Raw genomic sequence first — 22,820 nt, 5'->3', positions numbered from 1 at the left:
AATTCACGCTGCCCGAGCTTGCGCCAACTGGAATGGTGATGGTTTGGCCGTTCGACAGGGTGACAACCAGCGGAGCGCCGGTAACCGGAGCATTAACCGAGGCGGTGTAGATGACCGTGCCACCTTCGGCAACAGTCGAGGTCGCGGTGAGCGAGACGGTGCTGGTGTCGATGGTATCGGTGACGTCAGTGACCGCAGGGGTGGTGCTTGGAACCAGATTCTCGAAGTTACCGCCCGTGGCTTTATCGATGCTGACTTCCACTTTGCCGGCGTCTTTGTAGACGTCGTCTTTCGGCGCATCAACGGTGACGGTGCCGGTGGTCGCACCAGCAGCGATATTAATCACAGCGCCGTTGCTCAGGGTGACGGTGACAGGCGTACCGGCAGCGTTGGTCAAGGTCGCGGTGTAAACGATCGAACCGCCTTCAGCGACGGTGTCGGTCGCAGTCAATGTCAGGCCGGTAGTGTCTACCGAATCAGAGATGGTCGTGACTGCCGGTGTGGTGCTCGGCACCAGATTCTCGAAGTTACCGCCGGTAGCGCCCGTAATCGTGGTGCTGACGGTGCTGCCATTGTTGTAGACGTCGTTAGCTGGGGTATCAACGGCGACAGTGCCGGTGGTTTGACCAGCCGCGATGGTGATCACGGCGCCATTGCTCAACGTCACGGTGACCGGCGTCTGAGCAACGTTAGTCAGCGTCGCGGTGTAGGTGATCTGGCCACCTTCGGTGATGGTGTCGCTGGCGGTCAGCGTCAGGCCGGTGGAATCGACCGAGTCGGTAATCGTGGTGAGCGCAGGCGTGGTGCTTGGCACCAGATTCTCGAAGTTACCGCCAGTGGCGCCGGTGATGGTGGTGCTGACGGTGCTGCCATTGTTGTAGACGTCGTTAGCTGGGGTATCAACGGCGACAGTGCCGGTGGTTTGACCAGCCGCGATGGTGATGACCGCGCCATTGCTCAGCGTCACGGTGACTGGAGTCTGAGCCACATTAGTCAGCGTCGCGGTGTAAGTAATCTGGCCGCCTTCGGTGACGGTGTCGCTGGCGGTCAGCGTCAGGCCAGTGTTGTCGACCGAATCGGTGATGGTGGTGACCGCAGGCGTAGTGCTCGGCACCAGATTCTCGAAGTTTCCGCCGGTGGCACCCGTAATGGTGGTGCTGACGGTGCTGCCATTGTTGTAGACGTCGTTAGCTGGAGTATCAACGGCCACAGTGCCGGTGGTTTGACCAGCCGCGATGTTGATCACAGCTCCGTTGCTCAACGTCACGGTGACCGGCGTCTGGGCGGCGTTAGTCAGCGTCGCGGTGTAGGTGATCTGGCCGCCTTCAGTAATGGTATTGCTGGCGGTCAAGGTCAGGCCGGTGGAATCGACCGAATCGGTGATGGTCGTGACAGCCGGAGTAGTGCTCGGCACCAGATTTTCAAAGTTACCGCCGGTGGCACCGGTGATCGTGGTGCTGACGGTGCTGCCGTTGTTGTAGACGTCATTGGCCGGCGTATCGACCGCGACGGTGCCGGTGGTCTGGCCCGCAGCAATGGTAATGACCGCGCCATTGCTCAAGGTCACGGTCACCGGCGTCTGCGCTGGGTTGGTCAGCGTCGCGGTGTAGGTGATCTGACCGCCTTCAGTGAGGGTGTCGCTGGCGGTCAAGGTCAGGCCAGTGCTGTCCACCGAATCGGTGATAGTCGTAACCGCAGGCGTGGTGCTTGGCACCAGGTTTTCAAAATTACCGCCCGTTGCACCTGTAATCGTAGTGCTGACAGTGCTGCCGTTGTTATAGACGTCGTTAGCCGCAGTCTCAACAACCACAGTGCCGGTGGTCTGGCCGGCAGCAATGGTGATGACCGAGCCATTGCTCAAGGTCACGGTAACCGGCGTCTGCGCTGGGTTGCTCAGCGTCGCGGTGTAGGTGATCTGACCGCCTTCGGTAATAGTGTCGCTGGCAGTCAAAGTCAGGCCGGTGCTGTCCACCGAGTCAGTGATGGTGGTGACCGCAGGCGTGGTGCTCGGCACCAGATTTTCGAAGTTGCCGCCGGTGGCGCCAGTGATGGTGGTGCTGACAGTGCTGCCGTTGTTGTAGACGTCATTGGCCGGCGTATCGACCGCGACGGTGCCGGAGGTCTGGCCCGCAGCAATGGTAATGACCGAGCCATTGCTCAAGGTCACGGTCACCGGCGTCTGAGCAGGGTTGGTCAACGTGGCGGTGTAGGTGATCTGGCCGCCTTCGGTAATGGTATTGCTGGCGGTCAAGGTCAGGCCAGTGCTGTCCACCGAGTCAGCAATCGTGGTCACTGCCGGCGTCGTGCTCGGCACCAGGTTTTCAAAGTTACCGCCAGTCGCACCGGTAATCGTGGTGCTGACAGTGCTGCCGTTGTTGTAGACATCGTTGGCCGGGGTATCGACTGCCACCGTGCCGGTGGTCTGACCGGCTGCGATGGTGATGACCGAACCATTGCTCAAGGTCACGGTCACGGGCGTCTGCGCCGGATTGGTCAGCGTCGCGGTGTAAGTGATCTGACCGCCTTCGGTCACCGTATTGCTCGCCGTCAGGGTGACGTTGGTGGTGTCGATAGTGTCGGTGATCTGGGTCACGGCCGGCGTGGTGGGCAGGGTCACGGCAATGCCGGTGCCGCCGGTGGTGCCCGTGACGGTTACGCTGATCTGGCTTGGGTCGTTGTAGACCGTGTCATTTGGCGCCAGCGGCACGTTGACGGTGCCGGTGGTCTGTCCGGCGGGAATGACGATCACGGCGCCATTGGACAGGGTCACGGTCAGGGCGGTCTGAGGTGCCTGGGTGACGGTCGCGGTGTAGACCAGTACACCGCCGGCCTCAGTCAGGGTCGGGGTGGCGGTCAGGCTCAGCGTCGCGTTGAGCACGGCGTTGGCGGTCGTATTGGTGTTGGTGTCCAGGCCGGTAATGTCTGTGTCGTTTGCCGCTGCCGCACTCAGGCCTTCGGTCGGGAAACCGATGGTCGGCGCGACGCTGCCGGCGGTGGCGTCCAACGCCACGAAGCTATGCCCACCTCCCGCGGCGCCCCCCGTACCTGCGGCGGTGGCGCCGGCGGCGGTGGCTTCCATGGTTGTCGTCGGGTCGGCACCCGCGGCGATGGCTTGTTGCAGTTCTTCTACCGACGGTGCGGCCTGGGCCGTGGCCTGCTCGATATCGGTGGAGGAGTCCGGAGCATTGGCGCTCCACTGGGTGTCGCGGCCCAGGTCCAGGGTGCGGCCATCGGCCAGCTCCAATGTGACGGAGCCGGCAGGGCCGGTGTCCAACTGGTCGCCTGTGTACAGGCGGTCGCCTTCAATGAGTACGCGCCGAATGCCCTCGGGGGATACGACGAAAACCTGACCAACAATGCTTTTGACAACGGCAATAACACTGCTCATTGAAGACTCTCCGGGTGCAACGCTCAGTAAACCTCCATGCACCCTCAGCCAAGTGTGTGGCAGCGGTCTGGACGTTCTTTGTTTCGCTAATAGGGGTTAATTTGACGCCATTTTACTGTCAATATTTTGGCTGAAATTTTCCAGCTATTTTGTTTCTGCCAAACTATTGACCTTATGCCGGCCATCCTAAACAATCGGCAGGGTAATGTCACATTGATATTTAAGCGGCGACCTGTTCTTTCGGTGCGTGATTCAGCTCCTGTTTCGAACTTTCCGACATACGGTCATTCCGGTTGCCATCATCTGATGCAGCGCCACGTTTCGCTGTGATCCACGACAAAGAGTTTCAGGAAAAATCCCACCATGCGTTCGCATTTGTTCATGGTTTTACCCTTCGCCCTCGCCGCCAGTTTCGTACAAGCACAAACCTTGCCGCAGGCCATGCAACAGGCACTGGACGTCCATCCTGAAATCCAGGCCGGTGTGAACAGCCGCCTGGCAGCCGACTATCAATTGAAGGCAGCCAAGGGCGGCTACCTGCCTAGAGTGGACCTCGCAGCCGGGTACGGCCGTGAAGGCACCGACAGTGTCACCACCCGCTCAGGCGGCGGCAATCACTGGGAAACCCTGAACCGTAGCGAGTCGAGCCTGCGCCTGACGCAAATGGTTTTTGACGGTTTTGCGACGTCCAGCGAAGTCGGGCGTCAACAAGCCACCGTCAATGCCCGCGCCTATTCGTTGCTTGACACCTCCGAGCGCACCGGCCTGACCGTCGCCCAGGTCTACCTGGATGTGCTGACCCGTCGCGAATTCGTGCGTCTGGCTGAGGAAAACCTCAAGAGCCACGAACGCATCTTCGATCAGATCAAGCTGCGCACCAGTCGTGGCGTGGGCAGCGGCGCCGATCTGGACCAGGCCGAAGCGCGCATGGCCCAGGCCCGCAACAACTTGATCACCGAGCAGACCAACCTGGCTGACGCCGAGACCAACTACCTCAGCGCCGTGGGCCAGATGCCCGACCAACTGGAGCGTCCCGCCGATTTTATGGCGCTGTTGCCGGCCAACCTGAACGAAGCCCGCGCCCAGATGCTGGAAAACAGTCCGGTGCTGCGTTCGGCCGAAGCCGACATCGCTGCCACCGAGAAGCAGTACGAGGCCGCCAAGTCGAACTTCTACCCACGTTTCGACGCCGAGCTGGGCCGCACCGCCGATAACGACCTGGACGGCCAGAACGGCCATAACAATGAATGGCAAGCCATGCTGCGCATGCGGTTCAACCTGTACGCCGGGGGCAGCAATAAAGCGGAACTGGAATCCAAGTCCTACCTGTCCAACCAGGCGCTGGACATCCGCAACAACGCCCTGCGCCAGCTGAACGAAGAGCTGGGCCTGGCCTGGAACGCCTTGAACAACGCCAATGCCCAGGTGCCGATTGCCCAGCAATATGTCGACCACAGCACCAGCGTGCGCACCGCCTACCAGCGCCAGTTCAGCCTGGGCGAGCGGACCCTGCTGGACCTGCTCGACAGTGAAAACGAGCTGTTCACCGCCTCCCGCCGCCTGGCGGAAATCAAGAACGTGCAACTGTTCACCCAGTACCGGATCAAGGCGACCATGGGGCAACTGCTGAAAAGTCAGGGCGTAGTCGCGCCGTTGGCATCGGTTGTGCAGAATGACGTGAAACCCAAGGTCCAGTTGCCTGGGATGAATTGAGTCATCCATCCAGTCTGATCAGTAAAGAGTGCCGAGCGTGGAATCAGAAGTCAGTCGAGTCGAACTAGTCCATGATCCGCGCACGCTGCACGACGACCCGTTGCTCGACGGTTTGTTGGCGCTCTGCATGTTGCATCAGAAGCCGGCCAGCGCGGCGATGCTCACCACCGGCCTGCCGCTGCCCAAGCAGCGGCTGAGCGTCGAATTATTGTCGCGCGCGGCGGCCCGGGCCGGTTTGCAAGGCCGGGTGCTGCAACGCAAGCTCGAGCAGATTCCCACCATCGCGATGCCGGCGCTGTTGTTGCTCAAGGACGGGCGCAGCGCCGTGTTGCTGGGCTGGGTCGGTGATGACCAGGCGCGGCTGCTGCTCAGCGAAAGCGACGGCGGCGAAGTGACGGTCAGTCGCGAGCTCCTGACTGATGACTACAGCGGCAAGGTGTTCTTCGCCCAGCCCCAACATAAATTTGACGTCAACCACGGCACCCTGATCCCTCGGGCGCGCTCGTGGTTCCGCGATACCCTCAAGCGTTCCCGCTGGCTGTACGCCGACGCGATTGCCGCGAGCCTGCTGATCAACATCATCGCCATGGCCGCGCCGCTGTTCGTGATGAATGTCTACGACCGCGTGGTGCCGAACCAGGCCGAGTCCACTTTGTGGGTGCTGGCGATCGGCATCTGCGGCGCTTACCTGTTCGACCTGATCCTCAAGATGCTGCGCAGCCTGTGCCTGGACCTGGCCGGCAAGAAAACCGACCTGATCATCTCGGCGACGCTGTTCGAGCGCATCGTCGGCATGGCCATGAAGTACCGCCCGGCGCGGGTCGGCAGCTTTGCGCAGAACATCCATGAGTTTCAGAGTCTGCGCGACTTTCTCGCCTCGCTGACCCTCACCAGCCTGATCGACCTGCCTTTCACATTGCTGATCTTCATGGTCATCGCGATCCTTGGCGGGCACCTGGTGTGGATCCCGGTGTTGGCGTTCCCGATTGCCCTGTTGATCGGCTACGCCCTGCAAAAGCCACTGGTGGCGACCATGGAGCGGACCATGGCGCTGGGCGCCGAACGCCAGTCCAGCCTGATCGAAACCCTGGCGGGCCTGGATGCGGTGAAGGTCAACAATGCCGAGAGCGAGCGCCAGTACCAGTGGGAACAGACCATCGGCACCCTCAGCCGTCTCGAGCTGCGGGTGAAAATGCTGTCCGGCCTGGTGATGAACATCACCTTGCTGATCCAGCAGTTGGCCGGCGTGATCATGATCATTTTCGGCGTGTACCAGATCATCGCCGGCAACTTGAGCATGGGCGGGTTGATTGCCTGCTACATGCTCAGCGGCCGTGCCCTCAGCCCGCTGGCATCGCTGTCGGGCCTGTTGACCCGCTACCAGCAGGCACGGGTGACCATGACCTCGGTCGACCAGATGATGGAGCTGCCCCAGGAACGCAATTTCGAAGAGCGCCCGCTGAGCCGTAAGGTCTTGCAGGGCGCCATTGAATGCCGCCAGTTGAATTTCACCTACCCGAACCAGCAGAACCCCGCGCTGAAGAACATCAACCTGGTGATCAAGCCGGGCGAGAAAATCGGCATCATCGGCCGCAGCGGCTCGGGCAAGAGTTCCCTCGCCAAGTTGCTGGTGGGACTCTACCAGCCGGACGATGGCGCCTTGCTGGTGGACGGCGTGGACATCCGCCAGATCGACGTCAGCGAGCTGCGCTACAACGTCGGCTATGTGCCCCAGGACATTCAACTGCTGGCCGGCACTCTGCGCGACAACCTGACTTCCGGCGCCCGTTACGTCGAGGATGAGTTGGTGCTCCAGGCCGCTGAGCTGGCCGGCGTGCATGAGTTCGCCCGCCTGCACCCGCAAGGCTACGAACTGCAAGTCGGCGAGCGCGGACAGAACCTGTCCGGCGGCCAGCGGCAGAACGTCGCTCTGGCCCGTGCGCTGCTGCTCAACCCACCAATCCTGCTGTTGGACGAACCCACCAGTGCCATGGACAACACCGGTGAGGAACGCTTGAAACAGCGCCTGGCCGCCGTGGTGGAAAACAAGACGGTGTTGCTGGTGACGCACCGGGCTTCGTTGCTGTCGCTGGTGGATCGCCTGCTGGTAATCGACCGTGGGCAGATCCTGGCCGACGGTCCGAAAGCGGCCGTCATGGAAGCGTTGAAGAAGGGGCAGATCAGTGTTGCTTAAGTCGGGTTTCAAGGACGCTGTAGGTCGCTATTTCAAAGGCTCCGCCTCGCTGCACGGACAACCGCTGCCCGAGGTCAACAAGGCCTTGATCGAAGACGCCCCGCGGGTGGTGCGCCTGACGATCTGGGGCATCATCGGTTTCTTCGTGTTCCTGTTGCTATGGGCCAACTTCGCCGTGGTCGATGAAGTGACCAAAGGCGACGGCAAAGCGATTCCCTCGTCCAAGATCCAGAAAATCCAGAACCTGGAAGGCGGTATCGTCGCCGAGTTGTTCGTCAAGGAAGGGCAGATCGTCGAGGCCGGCGCGCCGTTGATTCGCCTGGACGACACGCGGTTCGTCTCCAACGTCGGTGAAACCGAGGCCGATCGCCTGGCCATGCTGTTGCGGGTCGAGCGCCTGAGTGCCGAGGTCGATGACCGACCGTTGAATTTCCCGGCCGATGTGATCAAGGCCGTGCCGGGCCAGGCAGCCAGCGAGGAATCGCTGTACATCAGCCGTCGCCAGCAGTTGCACGATGAGATTGGCGGCCTGCAGGAGCAATTGATCCAGCGCCAGCAGGAACTGCGTGAATTCGTGTCCAAGCAGGCGCAGTACCGTTCCGGCCTGGCGTTGCAGCGTCAGGAAATCAACATGTCCGAGCCGCTGGTGGCTCAGGGCGCGGTCTCGCCGGTGGAAGTGCTGCGGCTCAAGCGCGCCGAAGTCGAAACCCGCGGGCAACTGGACGCCACGACCCTGGCAATTCCCCGCGCCGAGTCGGCGATCAAGGAAGTGCAGCGCAAGATCGACGAAACCCGTGGCAAGTTCCGCAGCGAGGCGTTGACTCAGCTCAACGAGGCGCGCACCGACCTGAACAAGGCCCAGGCCACCGGCAAGGCGTTGGAAGATCGGGTGAGCCGTACCCTGGTCACATCGCCGGTACGCGGAATCGTCAACAAGATGTTGGTCAACACCATCGGCGGGGTCATCCAGCCCGGCAGTGACCTGGTGGAAATCGTGCCGCTGGACGACACCATTCTGGTGGAAGCGAAAATCCGTCCCCAGGACATCGCCTTCCTGCACCCCGGCCAAGACGCCACGGTGAAATTCACCGCGTACGACTACACCATCTACGGTGGGTTGAAAGCCAAGCTGGAACAGATCGGCGCCGACACCATCACCGACGAGGACAAGAAGACTACCTACTACATCATCAAGCTGCGTACTGAACGCAGTCACCTGGGCACCGATGAAAAGCCGCTGCTGATCATCCCCGGCATGGTGGCTTCGGTGGACATCATCACCGGCAAGAAAACCGTGCTCAGTTACTTGCTCAAACCGATCATCAAGGCCCGCGCCGAGGCGTTGCACGAGCGGTAACCTTCACAGCTGCCAATCGGTGGCTAGAGAGTTTTTGTGGCGAGGGAGCTTGCTCCCGCTGGGGCGCGCAGCGTCCCCTAAAAAAGCGATGAGCGCTTCGCACTCAAGCGGGAGCAAGCTCCCTCGCCACGTTGGGTTGGTGTGGAGTTGAAATCGGAGATCGACCACAGCACCTTGTGGGAGCGGGCTTGCCCGCGAAGGCGGCCTCATAGCCGGCCTATTTCTCCCGGCCTTACCCCGATCCAAGTGTGGTAGCGAGCCTGCTTGCGATGGCGTTCGTCAATTCACCGCAGGAAGTCAGCCCGGCGCCCGGGCTTCGAGTCGATCCATCGCTCGCTCTACCAGCAGGTACTTCAAAAGCCGCCCCGTCTCGCTTGCACGCGAGGAAGGGTGGCAGCTATGTGCGAGTGTGCAAGGAAATCTCCTAGGACTTACTTCACACGAGCGGTACACCCTCGCCCAATTGACCCATTAAAGCGCTTTGCTTTTCCTTTAGACTCACCATCCTCAAACAACCCGCCAGGACACGGAATGCCAACCCCTCCCAGTTCCCTTCGCCAAACCCTGATTACCTGGTTGTATGCCGCTGCCGTCCTGCATCTGCTGGCCGGCGTTACGTTGAGCTGGGCGGGGCATTCGGGTTTGCTCGATGATTACCTGCTCACGCTCGAACAGGCTTTCTGGGGTTCCGAAATGGCACCCGCTGCCGCCAGGGCGCAGCAGGTCTGGTGGGTGGCGTTGTTCGGGGCGACGCTGCAGAGTTATTCGCTGTACATGCTTGCCCTCGTCCATATCGGCAGTCGCTTGAAGAGTTCCATGCCCTGGGGATGGATCATCGCCGGCATCGTATGGTGGGCGCCCCAGGACATGCTGTTTTCCGCCCAGGCGCGGGTCTGGTCGCATCTGTGGCTCGACGGCTTCGCCCTGCTTGTCCTGTTGCCGCCGTTGTTCTGGCTCTATCGCCACGACCGTCGCGATCCAGCCTGAGGACCACCCATGAGCAAGCCGCTGATGTACCTGCTGGCCGGCAACGGCAGCGCCGCCGATTGGTGGGACGACGTGCTGCCGTTCTTCGAGCGTTACCAAGTGGTGCCGCTGGAACTGCCGGGGTTCGGCAGTCATCCGCAAGCCCCTTGCGAGGATCTGGCCGCCTACGCCCAGGCCCTGCTGGCGGCAACGACCAGGGGCAGTGCGATCACCGCGGTGGGGGTGAATGCGCTGTTGGTGCTGCACGCCTTGCAGCGTCAGCCGGGGCATTTTTGCCGCAGTGTGTTGCTGGCGCCGGTGGGCGCGTTTTTGTGGCAACGGCGGTTGCCGGCGTTGATGTCGCCGTGGCCGATCCGCAAGACCATCCACTGGTTGCTGGCGAACAGGCCGACACTGTTCGCCCGCAAGTTCTCAAACCAGACCTGGACGCCTGCGCAATACCAGCGCATGGGCGCCGGCTATGCTCGTTGCCGGGCGTTCGTGCCGCACTGGGATCTCGTGCGGGCGCACACGGCGTTGCCGTTGCTGGAATGGGTCAACGACCCGGTCGAACTGGTCTGGGGCGACCAGGACAAGGTGCTCGGCATCGAACAGGCCGCTGCCTGGTCGGCCATCCTGGCCCGCGCGGACCTGACCATCAGCTTGAAGCCCGGCTGGGGTCACTATCCATGGATTGATGCGCCAGCCGAATTCGCCGCTTGGCTCGAGTCAGGCGAGCGCGGGTTCGTTGCGCATACCAAAGGCGGGCGCCTGCGTCTGGCGACGCTGGCCGGGCAAGCGGTGCCGCCGGCGCTGAGCCTTAATGATGATCAGGATCCACGCTTGCCCGCATTCCTTGCCAGCCAACCGGACGCCACCTGGGCGGTGCGCTCATCCAGCTATGGCGAGGATCAGGCCGATGCGGCAAATGCCGGTTTGAGCACGACGTACCTGCGGGTACCGGCGTCGGGCGTGCCGGCACGCATTGCCGAATTGAGTGCGATGGGCGTCGAGGAAGTGGTGGTGCAGCGGTTCATCAGGCCGGTGCTGTCCGGCATCGCTTTTGTTCGGCACCTGTCGGTGGAGTTGGAGTGGGTCGAAGGGCATCTGGAGTCATTGGCCGATGGTCAGGTCAGTCCACAGCGGGCCATTCTCTCCCGCCTCGGTGCCGCGTGGCGCAGCGGTGAGTTCCAGCCGGCCCATGGACTGACGACAGAGCGGTTGTGGGATTTTCTTCAAGGTGTGCTGCGGGTTTTCCATTACGTGCCCGGCGACATCGAATGGGCTTGGGACGGCACGCAGCTCTGGCTGCTGCAATACCGGCCGATCAGTGACTACGGCTGGCGCCGGCACCTGACCGCTGCGAACATCGCCGAGATCCTGCCGCCGCAGCCCAGCGTGCTGGTGGAGTACGCCCAGCGGCGGGCGGCCGCGAGCATTCCGGCGATCATGGCGCGCTGGGACACGCGGGTGTTGCAGGACAACGAGCCGTTCACGGCCGTGTTCGGCGGTGCTTCGTACATCAACAACGACCTGTTCCTGGCGCGCCTGGCGGACTGGGGCATCAGCGCCAGCAGCTACGCCGGTGAAGTCGGCGGGGCCACGCCGCATCTGCCTTGGCGAGCGCTGCGCCTGGTCCGTTCGTTGCCGTTGTTCCTGCGCATGCAGCGCAAGGCCCGCGCACATCTGTTGACCTTGGAATACGGTTTGCGACGCTTCGACCGCGAGCTGTTCGAACTGCGCGAGCAGGGCGCCGGTGGTCAGCAACTGGCCGACTGGTTCACCCGGTTCTACGTGTCTGTGGTGCAGGGCAACCTGTGTATCGCCACCGCGCTCGCCAGCAGTGGCGGCCACTGGCTGGGACGGCCGCCGACCGCATACGACGATCTCGAAAACGCACCCCATCGGTTGCCCTGGGAAACCGACCCGGCAACGCCGCGACCAGCGCCGACCGACCTGCCGTTGCAGGCTTTCCCCCGGTGGCCCCTGGCGGTCCGTCTGGCCCACTCGAGCGGCTTGCCCGGTTTGCGTGGTTATTACTTGCAAGTGCGCGAGTGGTATCGCGACAACCTGATGCGGATTTTCTTTCGCCTGCATCACGCCATGCCGCAGGCCGACCGGGCCTACTGGTTTGGTCCGCACCCGGATATCCGCAGCCGCGACGGCAGTTTCTGGCAGGACGGTCGCGAGGGCGCCGAGCAGGCCAGCGGCTTCCTGATTTATCCGGGGCAGGTCCGGGGCATCCTCGGTGAAGACATCCTGCTGGAAGACACCCTCGACCCAGGCCGCCATGCTCAGTATCAAAGCGCCCGGGCGGTGATTGCGCGGATGGGCGGACGTCTGTCCCATGGCTCGACGCTGTTGCGTGAGCTGCGCAAGCCTTCGGCGGTCTTGCCCCAGGTAGACGCGACGTGGCTGGGTCGTGAAGTGTTGTACCGCGACGGTGAGTTGACTTTGCTGGAGTAGGTAGGGATTTTGTTCTGCTAGCATTGCGTGCAGGTCAATTCTCTTCAGCCACGAGTGCTCAGTATGCAACTCCCGGACATGAATCTGCTGGTGGCGCTCGATGCGCTGCTCGATGAGGGCAGTGTGGTCGGCGCCGCGCGGCGGATGCACCTCAGCCCTGCCGCCATGAGTCGCACCCTGACGCGAATCCGCGAGGCCATTGGCGATCCGATCCTGGTACGCGCCGGCCGGGGCCTGGTGCCGACGCCCAAGGCCCTGGCCCTGCGCGAGCAGGTACGCGACCTGGTAGAACAGGCGACGCTGCTGTTTCGCTCGGCCGACACCGTGGACCTGAGCACTCTGCGCCGGCGCTTCAGCATTCGTGCCAACGATTTCTTCGTCGGTGTGTATGGCGGCAAGCTATTCGATACCCTTGAGCGTCAGGCGCCCCACTGCGAGGTGCGCTTCGTGCCGGAGGGCGACGGCGATGATGAGGCCCTGCGCGAGGGGCGCATCGACCTGAACATCAGCAATAACCGTCCAGTGATGCCGGAAGTGAAAGTGCAGAACCTGTTTTCCACGCACTTTGTGGGCCTGGTGCGCGAAGACCATCCGCTGCTCGATGGTGAGATCACGGCGCAGCGGTACGCCGGGTTTTCCCACATCAGCATGTCCCGCCGGGGCATTGCCCGTGGCCCTATCGACACGGCGCTCAATGCCTTGGGCCTGGAGCGGCGGGTGGCGGTCATTGCGCCGAGTTTCCACGCGGCGATGTTTGCGTTGCCCGATTCCGACCTGATCCTGCCGGTGCCCAAAGAAGCGCTGCTCAGTGTCCGGCGTCTGGGGCTGCGCCTGCGTTCGTTCACCTTGCCGATCCCATTGCCGACGCTGGTGTTGACCCAGGCCTGGCACCCGCGCTTCGACAACGACCCGGCCCACCGCTGGCTGCGAGAAACGCTCAAGGCTTGTTGCGAGGAAACCTGGCTGGCAGCGCAGCCAGAGTGAACGACCTGTGGGGGCGAGCTTGCTCGCGATGACGGCCTGTCAGTCACCATCGATGTAACAGATACACCGCTATCGCGAGCAAGCTCGCTCCCACAAAGGCGAAGGGTACTCATTGCTGCGCGGTGTGCACTTATAAGCTGCCGATAAGTCACTTTTTGTCAGCATCCATGGTTTTTAAACTGCTCCGGTATTTCTGACCGGAGTGTTTGTAATCCATGACATCCCTTACGACCACGACGATTCCTGCGGCCACCGCCGTACCGTCGGTGTTCGGCCTGCGGATTATCATCGGCCTGGTGGGTGTGTTGCTGGCGGTACTGGTTTCGGGGCTGAACGAGATGGTCATCAAGGTCGCCCTGGCCGATATCCGCGGCGCCATGGCCATCGGGTATGACGAAGGTACCTGGCTGGTGGCGTGTTATGCCGCTACTTCGGTCGCTGCCATGGCTTTCGCGCCCTGGTGCTCGGTGACCTTCTCTCTGCGCCGTTTCACGCTGTGGGCCATCGGGCTGTTCACGTTGCTGGGCGTGCTGTGTCCGTTCGCGCCGAGTTACGAAAGCCTGTTGCTGCTGCGCACCCTGCAAGGTCTGGCGGGGGGCGCGTTACCGCCGATGCTGATGACGGTCGCCCTGCGCTTCCTGCCGGCCGAGGTAAAACTCTATGGCCTGGCCGGCTACGCCTTGACCGCCACCTTCGGGCCGGGCCTGGGCACGCCATTGGCCGGCCTGTGGACCGAATACTTCGGCTGGCAATGGACCTTCTGGCAGATCATTGTGCCGTGCCTGATCGCCATGGCGGCGGTGGCCTACGGTCTGCCCCAGGATCCGCTGCGCCTGGAGCGTCTCAAGCAGTTCAACTGGCGCGGCCTGCTGCTGGGCTTCCCGGCGATCTGCATGCTGGTGATCGGCATCCTGCAAGGCAACCGGCTGGACTGGTTCGAGTCGAGCCTGATCTGCACCTTGCTCGGTGGCGGGTTGTTGTTGCTGGTGCTGTTCCTGATCAACGAATGGTCGCAACCGGTGCCGTTCTTCAAGCTGCAGATGCTTGGCATACGTAACCTGTTGTTCGCTTTGATAACCCTGGCCGGGGTGCTGGTGGTGCTGTTGGCGGTGATCATCATTCCCTCCAGTTATCTGGCGCAGGTGCAGGGTTATCGGCCGGTGCAGACCGCGCCGGTGATGCTGCTGATGGCGCTGCCGCAGTTGATCGCCTTGCCGTTGGTGGCGGCGCTGTGCAATTTGCGTTGGGTCGATTGCCGCTGGGTGCTGGGCATCGGCCTGGGCATGTTGGTGTTGTCGTGTCTGGGCGGTTCGCAGCTGACCTCGGCGTGGATTCGCGATGATTTCTACGGGCTGCAGCTGTTGCAGATCTTCGGCCAACCCATGGCCGTACTGCCGCTGCTGATGCTCTCGACCGGGAGTATTTCACCGATGGAAGGGCCGCTCGCATCGGCCTGGTTCAACACGGTGAAGGGCCTGGCTGCGGTGATCGCCACCGGCGTACTCGACGCGCTGACCACCTCGCGACTGCATTTCCACTCGACGATGCTGGTGGACAGCCTCGGCAATTCGCCTCTGGCCGACAGCGCCATGCCCGGCCTTGCCCACCGCCTGCATGAACAGGCGGTGGTGCTGACTTCCTCGGATCTTTACCTGTGCATGGCGGGCGTCGCGCTCGCCCTGATCCTGCTTATTTTCTGGTTGCCGACGCGGATCTATCCGCCTGGCGCGCCACGCTGAACCCGGAAGGTTTTCCATGAAGACTCAATTGAAAAGACCACTCGCCATTGGCGTTGCGGCGATGGTAGTGCTCGGCACATCGATGTATTTACTCACGCCGGGCCTGTTTGGCCGGCGCCTGCAGCAGAGCACCAACGACGCGTTCGTTGCGGCGGATTACACCCTGGTGATGCCCCGCGTGGCCGGTTTCATCAAAGAAGTGCTGGTAGAGGATAACCAGCAGGTCAAGGCCGGGCAGTTGCTGGCGTTGATCGACGATCGCGATCTGCACGCCGCCGCCCAGGCCGCCGACGCCCAGACCGTGGTGGCGCGGGCCCAGTTGGAAAATGCCCGGGCGACCCTGGAGCGCCAGGCCTCGGTCATCGCCCAGGCCCAGGCCAATGTGATGGCGGCCAAGGCCGAAATGGCGTTTGCTGACCATGAACTCAACCGCTACAAGCACCTGGCCGGGGTGGGCGCCGGTACCGTGCAGAATGCCCAGCAGGCCCAGACCCGCATCGATCAGGCCAGTGCACGGTTGGCAAGCGCCACGGCGGTCCTGGCGGCCGAGCGCAAACAGGTGGAGATTCTCACCGCCCAACGCGACGCCGCCGAAGGTGGATTGAAGCGGGCCCAGGCGGCGTTGGAAATAGCCAGCTATGAATTGTCGTACACCCGCATCGTCGCGCCCCAGGACGGCATGGTCGGCGAGCGGGCGGTGCGGGTCGGCGCCTATGTGACGCCGGGCAGCAAGCTGCTGGCCGTGGTGCCGCTGGCTCAGGCATATGTGGTGGCGAATTTTCAGGAGACTCAACTCACCGATGTACAGCCGGGCCAGCGTGTCGAGGTGCGGGTCGACAGCTTGGGAGGCGAACGCCTGCATGGTCTTGTGCAGAGCATCGCTCCCGCCACCGGCGTGACCTTCGCCGCGGTCAAGCCGGACAACGCCACCGGCAACTTCACCAAGGTCGTGCAGCGCATCCCGGTGAAGATTGTCCTGGATCCCGGCCAGCCGCTGGTGGAGCGGTTACGGGTGGGAATGTCGGTGGAGGCGCGTATCGATACCGCAGGATCGGGGAGTGGTGGCCGGGAGGTGACACAGCGATGAAAGGATTCATTGGCTGCTCAGGCCCCATCGCGAGCAGGCTCGCTCCCACATTGGGCCTGCGTCACACAGGAGGCCTTGAGCCAAACCCAGATCCCCTGTGGGAGCGAGCTTGCTCGCGATGGGGCCATTGGCCTCTCAAATCAGTCACAGTCTTGCTCATGGCAGCCCTGTCGGCCTGCACCGTCGGCCCGGACTACCAGCGTCCCGAGACGCAGCGGATCGCGCAATGGCCGACGCCGGCCCGTGCCGCTGCCAGCCAACTGGTCAGTGCCGATATGAACGAGCGCTGGTGGGAAGTCTTCAACGACCCGACCTTATCTGCGTTGACCCGCCGCGCCGTGGCCGACAACCTCGACTTGAAACTCGCCGGCAGCCGCCTGCAACAAAGCCGCGCCGCGCGTCAGGTCGTCACCTCGGCGCAATACCCCAGCGGCTCGGCCACCGGCAGTTATGCCCGCAGGCGCAACAGCGGTGAAGGCTTGAACGACCCCTCGGGCAACGCCGGCGATGCGCCCTTCAATCTGTGGGATGCTGGGTTTTCCGCGGCCTGGGAGCTGGATGTGTGGGGGCGGGTGCGACGCGAGACTGAAGCGGCGGACGCTCATCTGCAAGTCGCGCAGAACGAGCGTCGCGCTGCGCTGCTGGCGGTGCTCGCCGAGACAGCCCAGGACTATCTGCAATTGCGTGGCGTGCAAAGCACACGGGCGGTGACCGAGCAGAATCTTGACGTGGCACGCCACAGCTTGAAGCTCACACAGCTGCGCCTGGCCGATGGCGTTGCTACGGATCTGGACGTGGCCGAAGCGGCGGCCCAGGTCGCGGCCATCGAGGCGCGATTGCCCGCATTGCTGCAGCGCCAGTCACAACTGATCAACGCCCTGAGCCTGCTGATCGGCCAGCCACCGCAAGCATTGCAGGCTCAACTCTCCAATGACGCACCGGTGCCCCAGGCCCCGCGTCAGGTCGCCATCGGTCTGCCGTCGCAACTGGCCGAACGCCGCCCGGACATCCGCCAGGCCGAGGCCCGGTTGCACGCTGCCACCGCCAATATCGGCGTGGCCGAAGGCGATTTTTACCCACGCATAACCTTGTCGGGAAACATCGGCTCCCAGGCCATGCAACTCAGCGATTTTGGATCATGGGGTTCACGGGCATTCGGCATCGGTCCGCAGTTCAGCCTGCCGTTGTTCGATGGCGGGCGCTTGCGCGGCATGTTGCACCTGCGCCAGGCCCAGCAACAGGAAGCCGCCGTCGCTTACCAGCAGACCGTGCTCAAGGCCTGGCATGAAATCGACGACCAACTGAACGCCTACAACACCAGCCAACTACGCCGCGACAGCCTTGCCGAAGCCGTGCGCCAGAACCAGATCGCCCTGCGCACCGCGCAACAACAGTACGTCGAAGGCGTGGTGGACTTCGTCAACGTCCTCACCGTACAGAGCGCCTTGCTGGCGACCCAGGAACAACTGGTCGAAAGCTCGACCGGCGTGTCGTTGGCCATGGTTGCCTTGTACAAGGCGTTGGGTGGGGGATGGGAGTCTGTGTATCCGCTGGCGGCTGGGGTTACCAGTAATCCGGCTTGATGGCGGGGGCTTTGTGAGTGGGAACTCGGTTTGGGAATTGATTGGATTGGAGTTCTTCACAGGTGACTACGCGGCGCATCCAGTGGGCGTGCTGTTGTAAAGAACCGGGCGCCAAGCGTCTGGATCCGCTCCGATAGGGAAGCACAACGCCAATTTTCACGTGAGGGAAATCCTCCCGAATGGCTCTAAGAGCAGGAGCCAGGTCTGTATCCCCAGAGACCAGCACCAGTTGTTCGATACGTTTGTCCCGTGGCAGTTTTTCTTGTCTGGAAGCTGTGCGGTACATGCTGATTGCTATATGGACGTCGGTTTCCTTTTCTTCCAGTTTCCAGATAGCAACCGTGTCCTGGCGTGATGCTCCGACTTCTCTGTTCACAAAACGGGGGGCATTGGCACGTTCCAGCTGATGGCGCCCATAATGAACGATGACGTTGCTGGCCTTTAACGCACGGACATATGAGTCTTGAGCCTCTTTGGACGTGATTCCACGCGTCGCCAGTTCCGGTTTTACGGAGGACGTGAAGTACTCAACGGAGGCGAGTGTGTTCAGAGGATTTTCGACTCGAACAATGTGTGCGAGCAACTGCGCAAGGTTCAGCCATTTATAAGGCGTGCCGGCGAGCAAACCATAAAAAACGTTATAACCATCGACGAAGAAAGCGGTGCGCACAAACTCAACCCCCAGAGACGAAAAAACCGGCCGAAGCCGGTTTTTTCACCCCAACGGCCAGAGAACTTAATCTCTGCGTACGGGGTTGAGCAGTGAGCGAATCCTAAGCCTGAGTTGACATTACGTCAACAGCAAGTGGGCAAGCATCAGCACCGGCGAGTTGAGTTTTGTGCAGCCTCGCTGTGAAGGGTCAAGGCATTTTCAAGCTGATTTGTCAGTCATTATTACGGCGGCCATTCAAAATAGCTGGAGAGGTTTAATGTCAAAAATAGTCCATCATTTCCTGCTGTTTTGAACGAGCGGATCTTCCGGCATCTTCGTAAGAAATTTTCCCTTTACCTTTAGGCAAATAATTAAGTGCTGTTGAGCGCTCGTCCAGCCTTTTTGAAACAAGAGTTTTCCCACTTCCCAAGGCAACGCCCTTGACGCTCCCCACCGCTGTCGTAGACTCCGCCCATCCGTCAGGGAGTAGCGGTCATGTGGCGTTTGAGTAGTTGGGTTGTGGGATTGGCCTTTGTAACGTGTGGTGTCCAGGCGCAAACGCCTGTGGCGGACGATCCATTGCTGCAAAGTAACGTCACCGCCGACTCGGCGGGTGGCAATGAAGCGCGTGGGGTGCTGCGGGCGCGGGATCAGGCGGTGCTGGCCAGTGAGTTGGCCGGGCGGATCGTCGAATTGCCGTTCAGCGAAGGCGAGTCGTTCAAGAAGGGCGATACCCTGGCGCGGTTCGATTGCTCGGCGTACCAGGCCCAGCTCAATGCGGCCCAGGCGGCCAGTCGCGGTGCCGGTGAAGAGCTGGCCCACAACCGGCAGCTGGAGCAGTTGAAGTCGGTCGGGCGCTTCGAAGTTTCGCGAGCCGAAGCCCGGCTCAGCGAGGCGCAGGCGCAGTCCCAGGTGTATCAGGTGCAGGTCAAGCGTTGCAGCGTGATCGCGCCGTTCGACGGGCAGGTGGTGGCGCGCAAGGTCCAGCGCTATGAAAGCGTCGCAGCCGGCGCGCCGCTGCTGGATGTGGTCGACAACCGCACCCTGGAGATCCATCTGTTGGTGCCGTCGCGCTGGATGGACAAGCTCAAGCCCGGCCAACCCTTTACCTTCATTCCTGATGAAACCGGCAAGCCGTTGCAAGCGACGGTCAAGCGCCTGGGCGCACGTATCGATGAGGGCAGCCAGACCCTGCTGCTGGTGGCGAGCGTGCCGGATGCCAGCGGCCTGCTCTCGGGCATGAGCGGCACGGCGCGTTTCGCGGAGCCCAAGTGAACGCCCCGGTCATGGGCAGCGCCGAGCAGGTGTTTGCCCGCTTCCTCGACCTTGAACGCCAGACGCGGGCCGCCCGTACGCCGGCGCAGTTGAGCTACAGCCTGGTCAACGACGGCCAGGCGTTGTTCGGCTTTCGCCACGCCGCACTGTTGATTGCCGGCAAGGTCCAGGCGGTGACCGGCGTCAGCGTCATCGAGCCGAATGCGCCGTTCGTGGCGTTTGTCGAGCAGGCGGTGGCGCAGTTGTTCAAGCAAGGCCAATTGAACCAGGCCCGGGTGATCGCCGCCGAGGGGTTGAGTGAATCGATCCGTTCGGATTGGCAGAGCCTGTCGGCGGGGCAGGTGTTCTGGTTGCCGTTGATCGATCATCAGGGGCAGGTGTTTGGTGGCTTGTGGCTGGCCCGCGACTTGCCGTGGACGCCGCCGGAGCAAGTGCTGTTGTCGCAACTGGGCGACACCTACAGCCACGCCTGGCTGGCGCTGCAACCGCGCAAGCCGTGGCGTCTGCGCTGGACCCGCAAACGCCAGGTCGCGCTGGTGGCAGTGCTGTTGCTGGGGCTGCTGATCCCGGTGCGCCAGTCGGTACTGGCCCCCGCCGAGGTGGTGCCGCTGGGTGGGCAGGTGGTGGCGGCACCGTTGGACGGCGTGATCGCCGAATTCCTGGTCAAGCCCAACCAGAGCGTCAAGAACGGCGACCTGCTGCTGCGCTTCGAAAGCACCAGCCTCAAGGCCCAGGCCGATGTCGCCGAGCGTGCGTTGGGGGTGGCCGAGGCTGAACTCAAGGCCAACGCCCAGCGTGCGTTTGCCGACGCCGAATCCAGTTCGAAAATTGACCTGCTGGCCGCCCGCGTCGAGCAGAAACGCGCCGAGCGCAACTACGCGATCGAGCTGCTCAAGCGCAGCGAAGTGCGCGCCGAGCGTGACGGCATCGCGGTGTTCGCCGACGCCGAACGCTGGTTGGGTAAACCGGTACAGACCGGCGAGCGGCTGATGGAAATCGCTGACCCGAACCAGGCCGAGTTGCGTATCGAGTTGGCAGTGGGCGATGCGATCACCCTGGCCCCCGGGGCGCAAGTGGCGTTGTTTCTCGACAGCGATCCGTTGCAGCGCCACCTGGCCCGACTCGAACGGTCGGCCTACGAAGCGCAGCCCACCGCCGCCGGACAACTGGCGTATCGGCTCGATGCGCGTTTCGAAGCGACGGCGCCGCGTATCGGCTTGAGGGGCACGGCAAAGATTTTTGGCGACCGCGCCCCGCTGGCGCTGTACCTGTTGCGTCGGCCACTGGCTGGCCTGCGTCAGAGTGTAGGCCTGTAGTATGAACCTGCCGAGCTTGCGGGCGGACCTGCAATTGTCGCCGGCAGCCCCGGACCCGGATGGCTCGCCCCAATGGACCTTGGCCGACCCGGTTCGTGGCCGCTATTTCAAACTTGGCGCGGCGGCGATGCGCATGTTGCGGCATTGGTCTCTGGGGGATCCGCAACAGGTGCTGCAAGCGGCCAATCGCGAGCCGGGCCTGCCGCTCAATGACGAGTCGCTGGAGCAACTGCTGGGCTTCTTGCGCGGGCATGACCTGATCAGCGCGACGGACCCGCAACAGCGCGACAGCTATCAGTTCAAGCTGGCCGCCCAGCGCCAGAGCCTGTGGCAGGTGCTGCTGCACCAATATCTGTTTTTCCGTATCCCGCTGTGGCGCCCGGATGCGTTTCTCAACCGCGCCTGGCCTTGGCTGGCGCGATTCGGTCCGGCCATCCTGCGCTATGGCATGCCGCTGACGCTGGGCCTGGGTATTTTCCTGGTCTCGCGGGACTGGCAGCGGTTCGTGGCAACGTTTCCGCACCTGTTCAGCCTCGGTGGTGCGCTGGCGTTCGGGGCAGCGTTGTTTTTCGCCAAGCTGTGCCATGAGTTCGGCCATGCTTTCATGGCCAAGCGCGCCGGTTGCCGGGTGCAAAGCATGGGCGTGGCGTTCATGGTGTTGCTGCCGATGTTCTACACCGATGTCAGCGACGCCTGGAGGATCAACGATCGTCGGGCCCGGTTGCTGATCGGCGCCGGTGGGGTTCTGGCGGAGCTGTTGCTGGCGTGCGTTGCACTGCTGGCCTGGTCGTTGTTGCCCGATGGGCCGGCGCGCACGGCGGCGTTCATGCTGGCGAGTGCGACCTGGATCACCACCCTGATAATCAACCTGAACCCGTTCATGCGCTTTGATGGATATTTCCTGCTCAGCGATTTCTGGGCGGTGGATAACCTTCAGGGGCGCGCATTTGCCCTGTGCCGCTGGCGCCTGCGCGAGGCCTTGTTCGGCTATGGCGTGGCGGCACCGGAACCCTGGTCGCCGAAGATGCGCCGCCGTCTGCTGCTGTGGGGATACGGCTCGTGGTTATGGCGCGCGGTGTTGTTCTTCGGGATTGCCCTGGCGGTCTATCACCTGTTCTTCAAGGTGCTGGGCATTTTTCTGATGATGGTGGAATTGGTCTGGTTCATCTTTATGCCCATCGTGAACGAATGGCGGCAATGGTGGAGCCGCCGCGAACAGGCCCACACGCCGCGAGTGCTGTTCAGCGCCCTGGTACTGCTGGCCTTGCTGGTGGCGTTATTGCTGCCTTGGCGTAGCGCCGTGGAGGTGCCGGCCATGCTGGAGGCCGGACGCGCCAGTGCGTTGTATGCGCCTGTCGCGGCGCGGGTCAAACAGGTCAACGTGCACGACGGTCAGACCGTGGCGCAGGGCGATGTGCTGATCGAACTGGAGTCACCGGACATGGCCTCGCGCCTGTCCATCGTGCGCCGGGAAATCGAAATCCAGCAGTTGCAAATGCGCCGCCAGGCCGGGCGCAGCGAAACCGCGGCCGACGCCGGCATCGTCGAACAGCAACTGGCCGAAGCGGTGGCCGAGTTCCGCGGCCTGGTGGCCCAGCGCGAACGCCTGTCATTGCGCGCGCCCCACGCCGGCCAGGTGCGAGATCTGTTGCCGGAGCTGGTGCCCGGTCGCTGGTTGTCACCCACGCAAGCGCTGGCGCGAGTGGTCCAGACCGATTCCCGGTTGCGCGGCTACCTGACCGAAGCCGAACTGTGGCGGGTCGGGGCTGGTGCCACGGGTCGGTTTATCGCCGACGATCCGATGCATCCCTCGATTGCCGTACGGCTGGATGAAGTCGATACCAACGGCGTGGCCTGGGTCGAGCAGCAGGCACTCACGTCCGATCACCACGGTCCAATTGCCGTGCGTCGCGATTCGCAGCAACGGGCTGAACCGGTGCAGGCTCAATATGGCGTGCGCTTGAGCGCCGTCGACGACTCGTCAGCGCCGGTGCAACCGCTGCGAGGCGTGGTGGTGTTGCAGGGGCAGGGCGAGTCGGTATTGGGAGCGGCCTGGCGCCGGTTGGCGGCGCTGGGTGTGAGGGAAAGCGGGTTCTAGGA

Annotated in this window: 14 protein-coding genes; 12 read left to right on the top strand and 2 right to left on the bottom strand. The window is 62.7% G+C overall.

Features of this window, described 5'->3' with window-relative positions:
* Window positions 1-3,388 (bottom strand): retention module-containing protein (locus ACLEJQ_RS17435; protein ID WP_440796840.1); only part of this gene is annotated, 3,388 nt, incomplete at its 3' end.
* A 363-nt stretch (window positions 3,389-3,751) separates the two neighbouring features.
* On the opposite strand from ACLEJQ_RS17435, the gene ACLEJQ_RS17430 reads away from it, so the two are divergent.
* The 9 genes from ACLEJQ_RS17430 (at window position 3,752) to ACLEJQ_RS17390 (ending at window position 17,477) form a co-directional block, all read left to right on the top strand.
* Window positions 3,752-5,101, top strand: coding sequence for a TolC family outer membrane protein (locus tag ACLEJQ_RS17430; RefSeq protein WP_440796838.1), 1,350 nt, complete (start codon window positions 3,752-3,754; stop codon window positions 5,099-5,101).
* 37 nt (window positions 5,102-5,138) lie between these two features.
* Window positions 5,139-7,295, top strand: coding sequence for a type I secretion system permease/ATPase (locus ACLEJQ_RS17425; RefSeq protein WP_440796836.1), 2,157 nt, complete (start codon window positions 5,139-5,141; stop codon window positions 7,293-7,295).
* A complete protein-coding gene (locus tag ACLEJQ_RS17420; protein ID WP_440796834.1) occupies window positions 7,285-8,652 on the top strand; it encodes an HlyD family type I secretion periplasmic adaptor subunit in 1,368 nt (455 codons plus the stop codon). Before ACLEJQ_RS17425 ends, ACLEJQ_RS17420 begins: the two co-directional genes overlap by 11 nt.
* Window positions 8,653-9,183: 531 nt before the next feature.
* Complete coding sequence (locus tag ACLEJQ_RS17415; protein WP_440796832.1) at window positions 9,184-9,639, top strand: cell division protein; 456 nt, start codon at window positions 9,184-9,186, stop codon at window positions 9,637-9,639.
* 9 nt (window positions 9,640-9,648) lie between these two features.
* Window positions 9,649-12,084 carry a PEP-utilizing enzyme gene (locus ACLEJQ_RS17410; RefSeq protein ID WP_440796830.1) on the top strand — a complete coding sequence of 812 codons (2,436 nt, stop codon included), beginning with the start codon at window positions 9,649-9,651 and terminating at the stop codon, window positions 12,082-12,084.
* A gap of 63 nt (window positions 12,085-12,147) precedes the next feature.
* Entirely contained in the window at window positions 12,148-13,068 is a 921-nt protein-coding gene (locus ACLEJQ_RS17405; protein ID WP_440796828.1) for a LysR family transcriptional regulator, read from the top strand.
* Window positions 13,069-13,283: 215 nt separating this feature from the next.
* Entirely contained in the window at window positions 13,284-14,807 is a 1,524-nt protein-coding gene (locus ACLEJQ_RS17400; RefSeq protein ID WP_440796826.1) for an MFS transporter, read from the top strand.
* 16 nt (window positions 14,808-14,823) lie between these two features.
* Complete coding sequence (locus tag ACLEJQ_RS17395; RefSeq protein WP_440796824.1) at window positions 14,824-15,894, top strand: HlyD family secretion protein; 1,071 nt, start codon at window positions 14,824-14,826, stop codon at window positions 15,892-15,894.
* Window positions 15,891-17,477, top strand: a complete 1,587-nt coding sequence (locus tag ACLEJQ_RS17390; protein WP_440796822.1) for an efflux transporter outer membrane subunit — start codon at window positions 15,891-15,893, stop codon at window positions 17,475-17,477. Before ACLEJQ_RS17395 ends, ACLEJQ_RS17390 begins: the two co-directional genes overlap by 4 nt.
* On the opposite strand, the gene ACLEJQ_RS17385 is transcribed toward ACLEJQ_RS17390, so the two are convergent.
* Window positions 17,458-18,147, bottom strand: coding sequence for an NYN domain-containing protein (locus tag ACLEJQ_RS17385; protein WP_440796820.1), 690 nt, complete (start codon window positions 18,145-18,147; stop codon window positions 17,458-17,460). The genes ACLEJQ_RS17390 and ACLEJQ_RS17385 overlap by 20 nt on opposite strands.
* A 477-nt stretch (window positions 18,148-18,624) precedes the next feature.
* Here ACLEJQ_RS17385 and ACLEJQ_RS17380 point away from each other — a divergent pair, with 477 nt between their 5' ends.
* Genes ACLEJQ_RS17380 through ACLEJQ_RS17370 form a run of 3 tightly spaced genes read left to right on the top strand, consistent with a single transcriptional unit; the run spans window position 18,625 to window position 22,818 of the window.
* Window positions 18,625-19,404, top strand: a complete 780-nt coding sequence (locus ACLEJQ_RS17380; RefSeq protein ID WP_440796818.1) for an efflux RND transporter periplasmic adaptor subunit — start codon at window positions 18,625-18,627, stop codon at window positions 19,402-19,404.
* A complete protein-coding gene (locus tag ACLEJQ_RS17375) occupies window positions 19,401-20,720 on the top strand; it encodes an efflux RND transporter periplasmic adaptor subunit (RefSeq protein WP_440796816.1) in 1,320 nt (439 codons plus the stop codon). The genes ACLEJQ_RS17380 and ACLEJQ_RS17375 overlap by 4 nt, the downstream gene beginning before the upstream one ends.
* 1 nt (window position 20,721) lies before the next feature.
* Complete coding sequence (locus ACLEJQ_RS17370) at window positions 20,722-22,818, top strand: biotin/lipoyl-binding protein (RefSeq protein WP_440796814.1); 2,097 nt, start codon at window positions 20,722-20,724, stop codon at window positions 22,816-22,818.
* Window positions 22,819-22,820 lie beyond the last annotated feature (2 nt).

The organism is Pseudomonas sp. SMV71 (assembly GCF_052042015.1).
Lineage (GTDB): Bacteria > Pseudomonadota > Gammaproteobacteria > Pseudomonadales > Pseudomonadaceae > Aquipseudomonas.
Note: the sequence above shows the minus strand (reverse complement) of the source record. Positions and strands in the feature narration are given on the sequence as shown.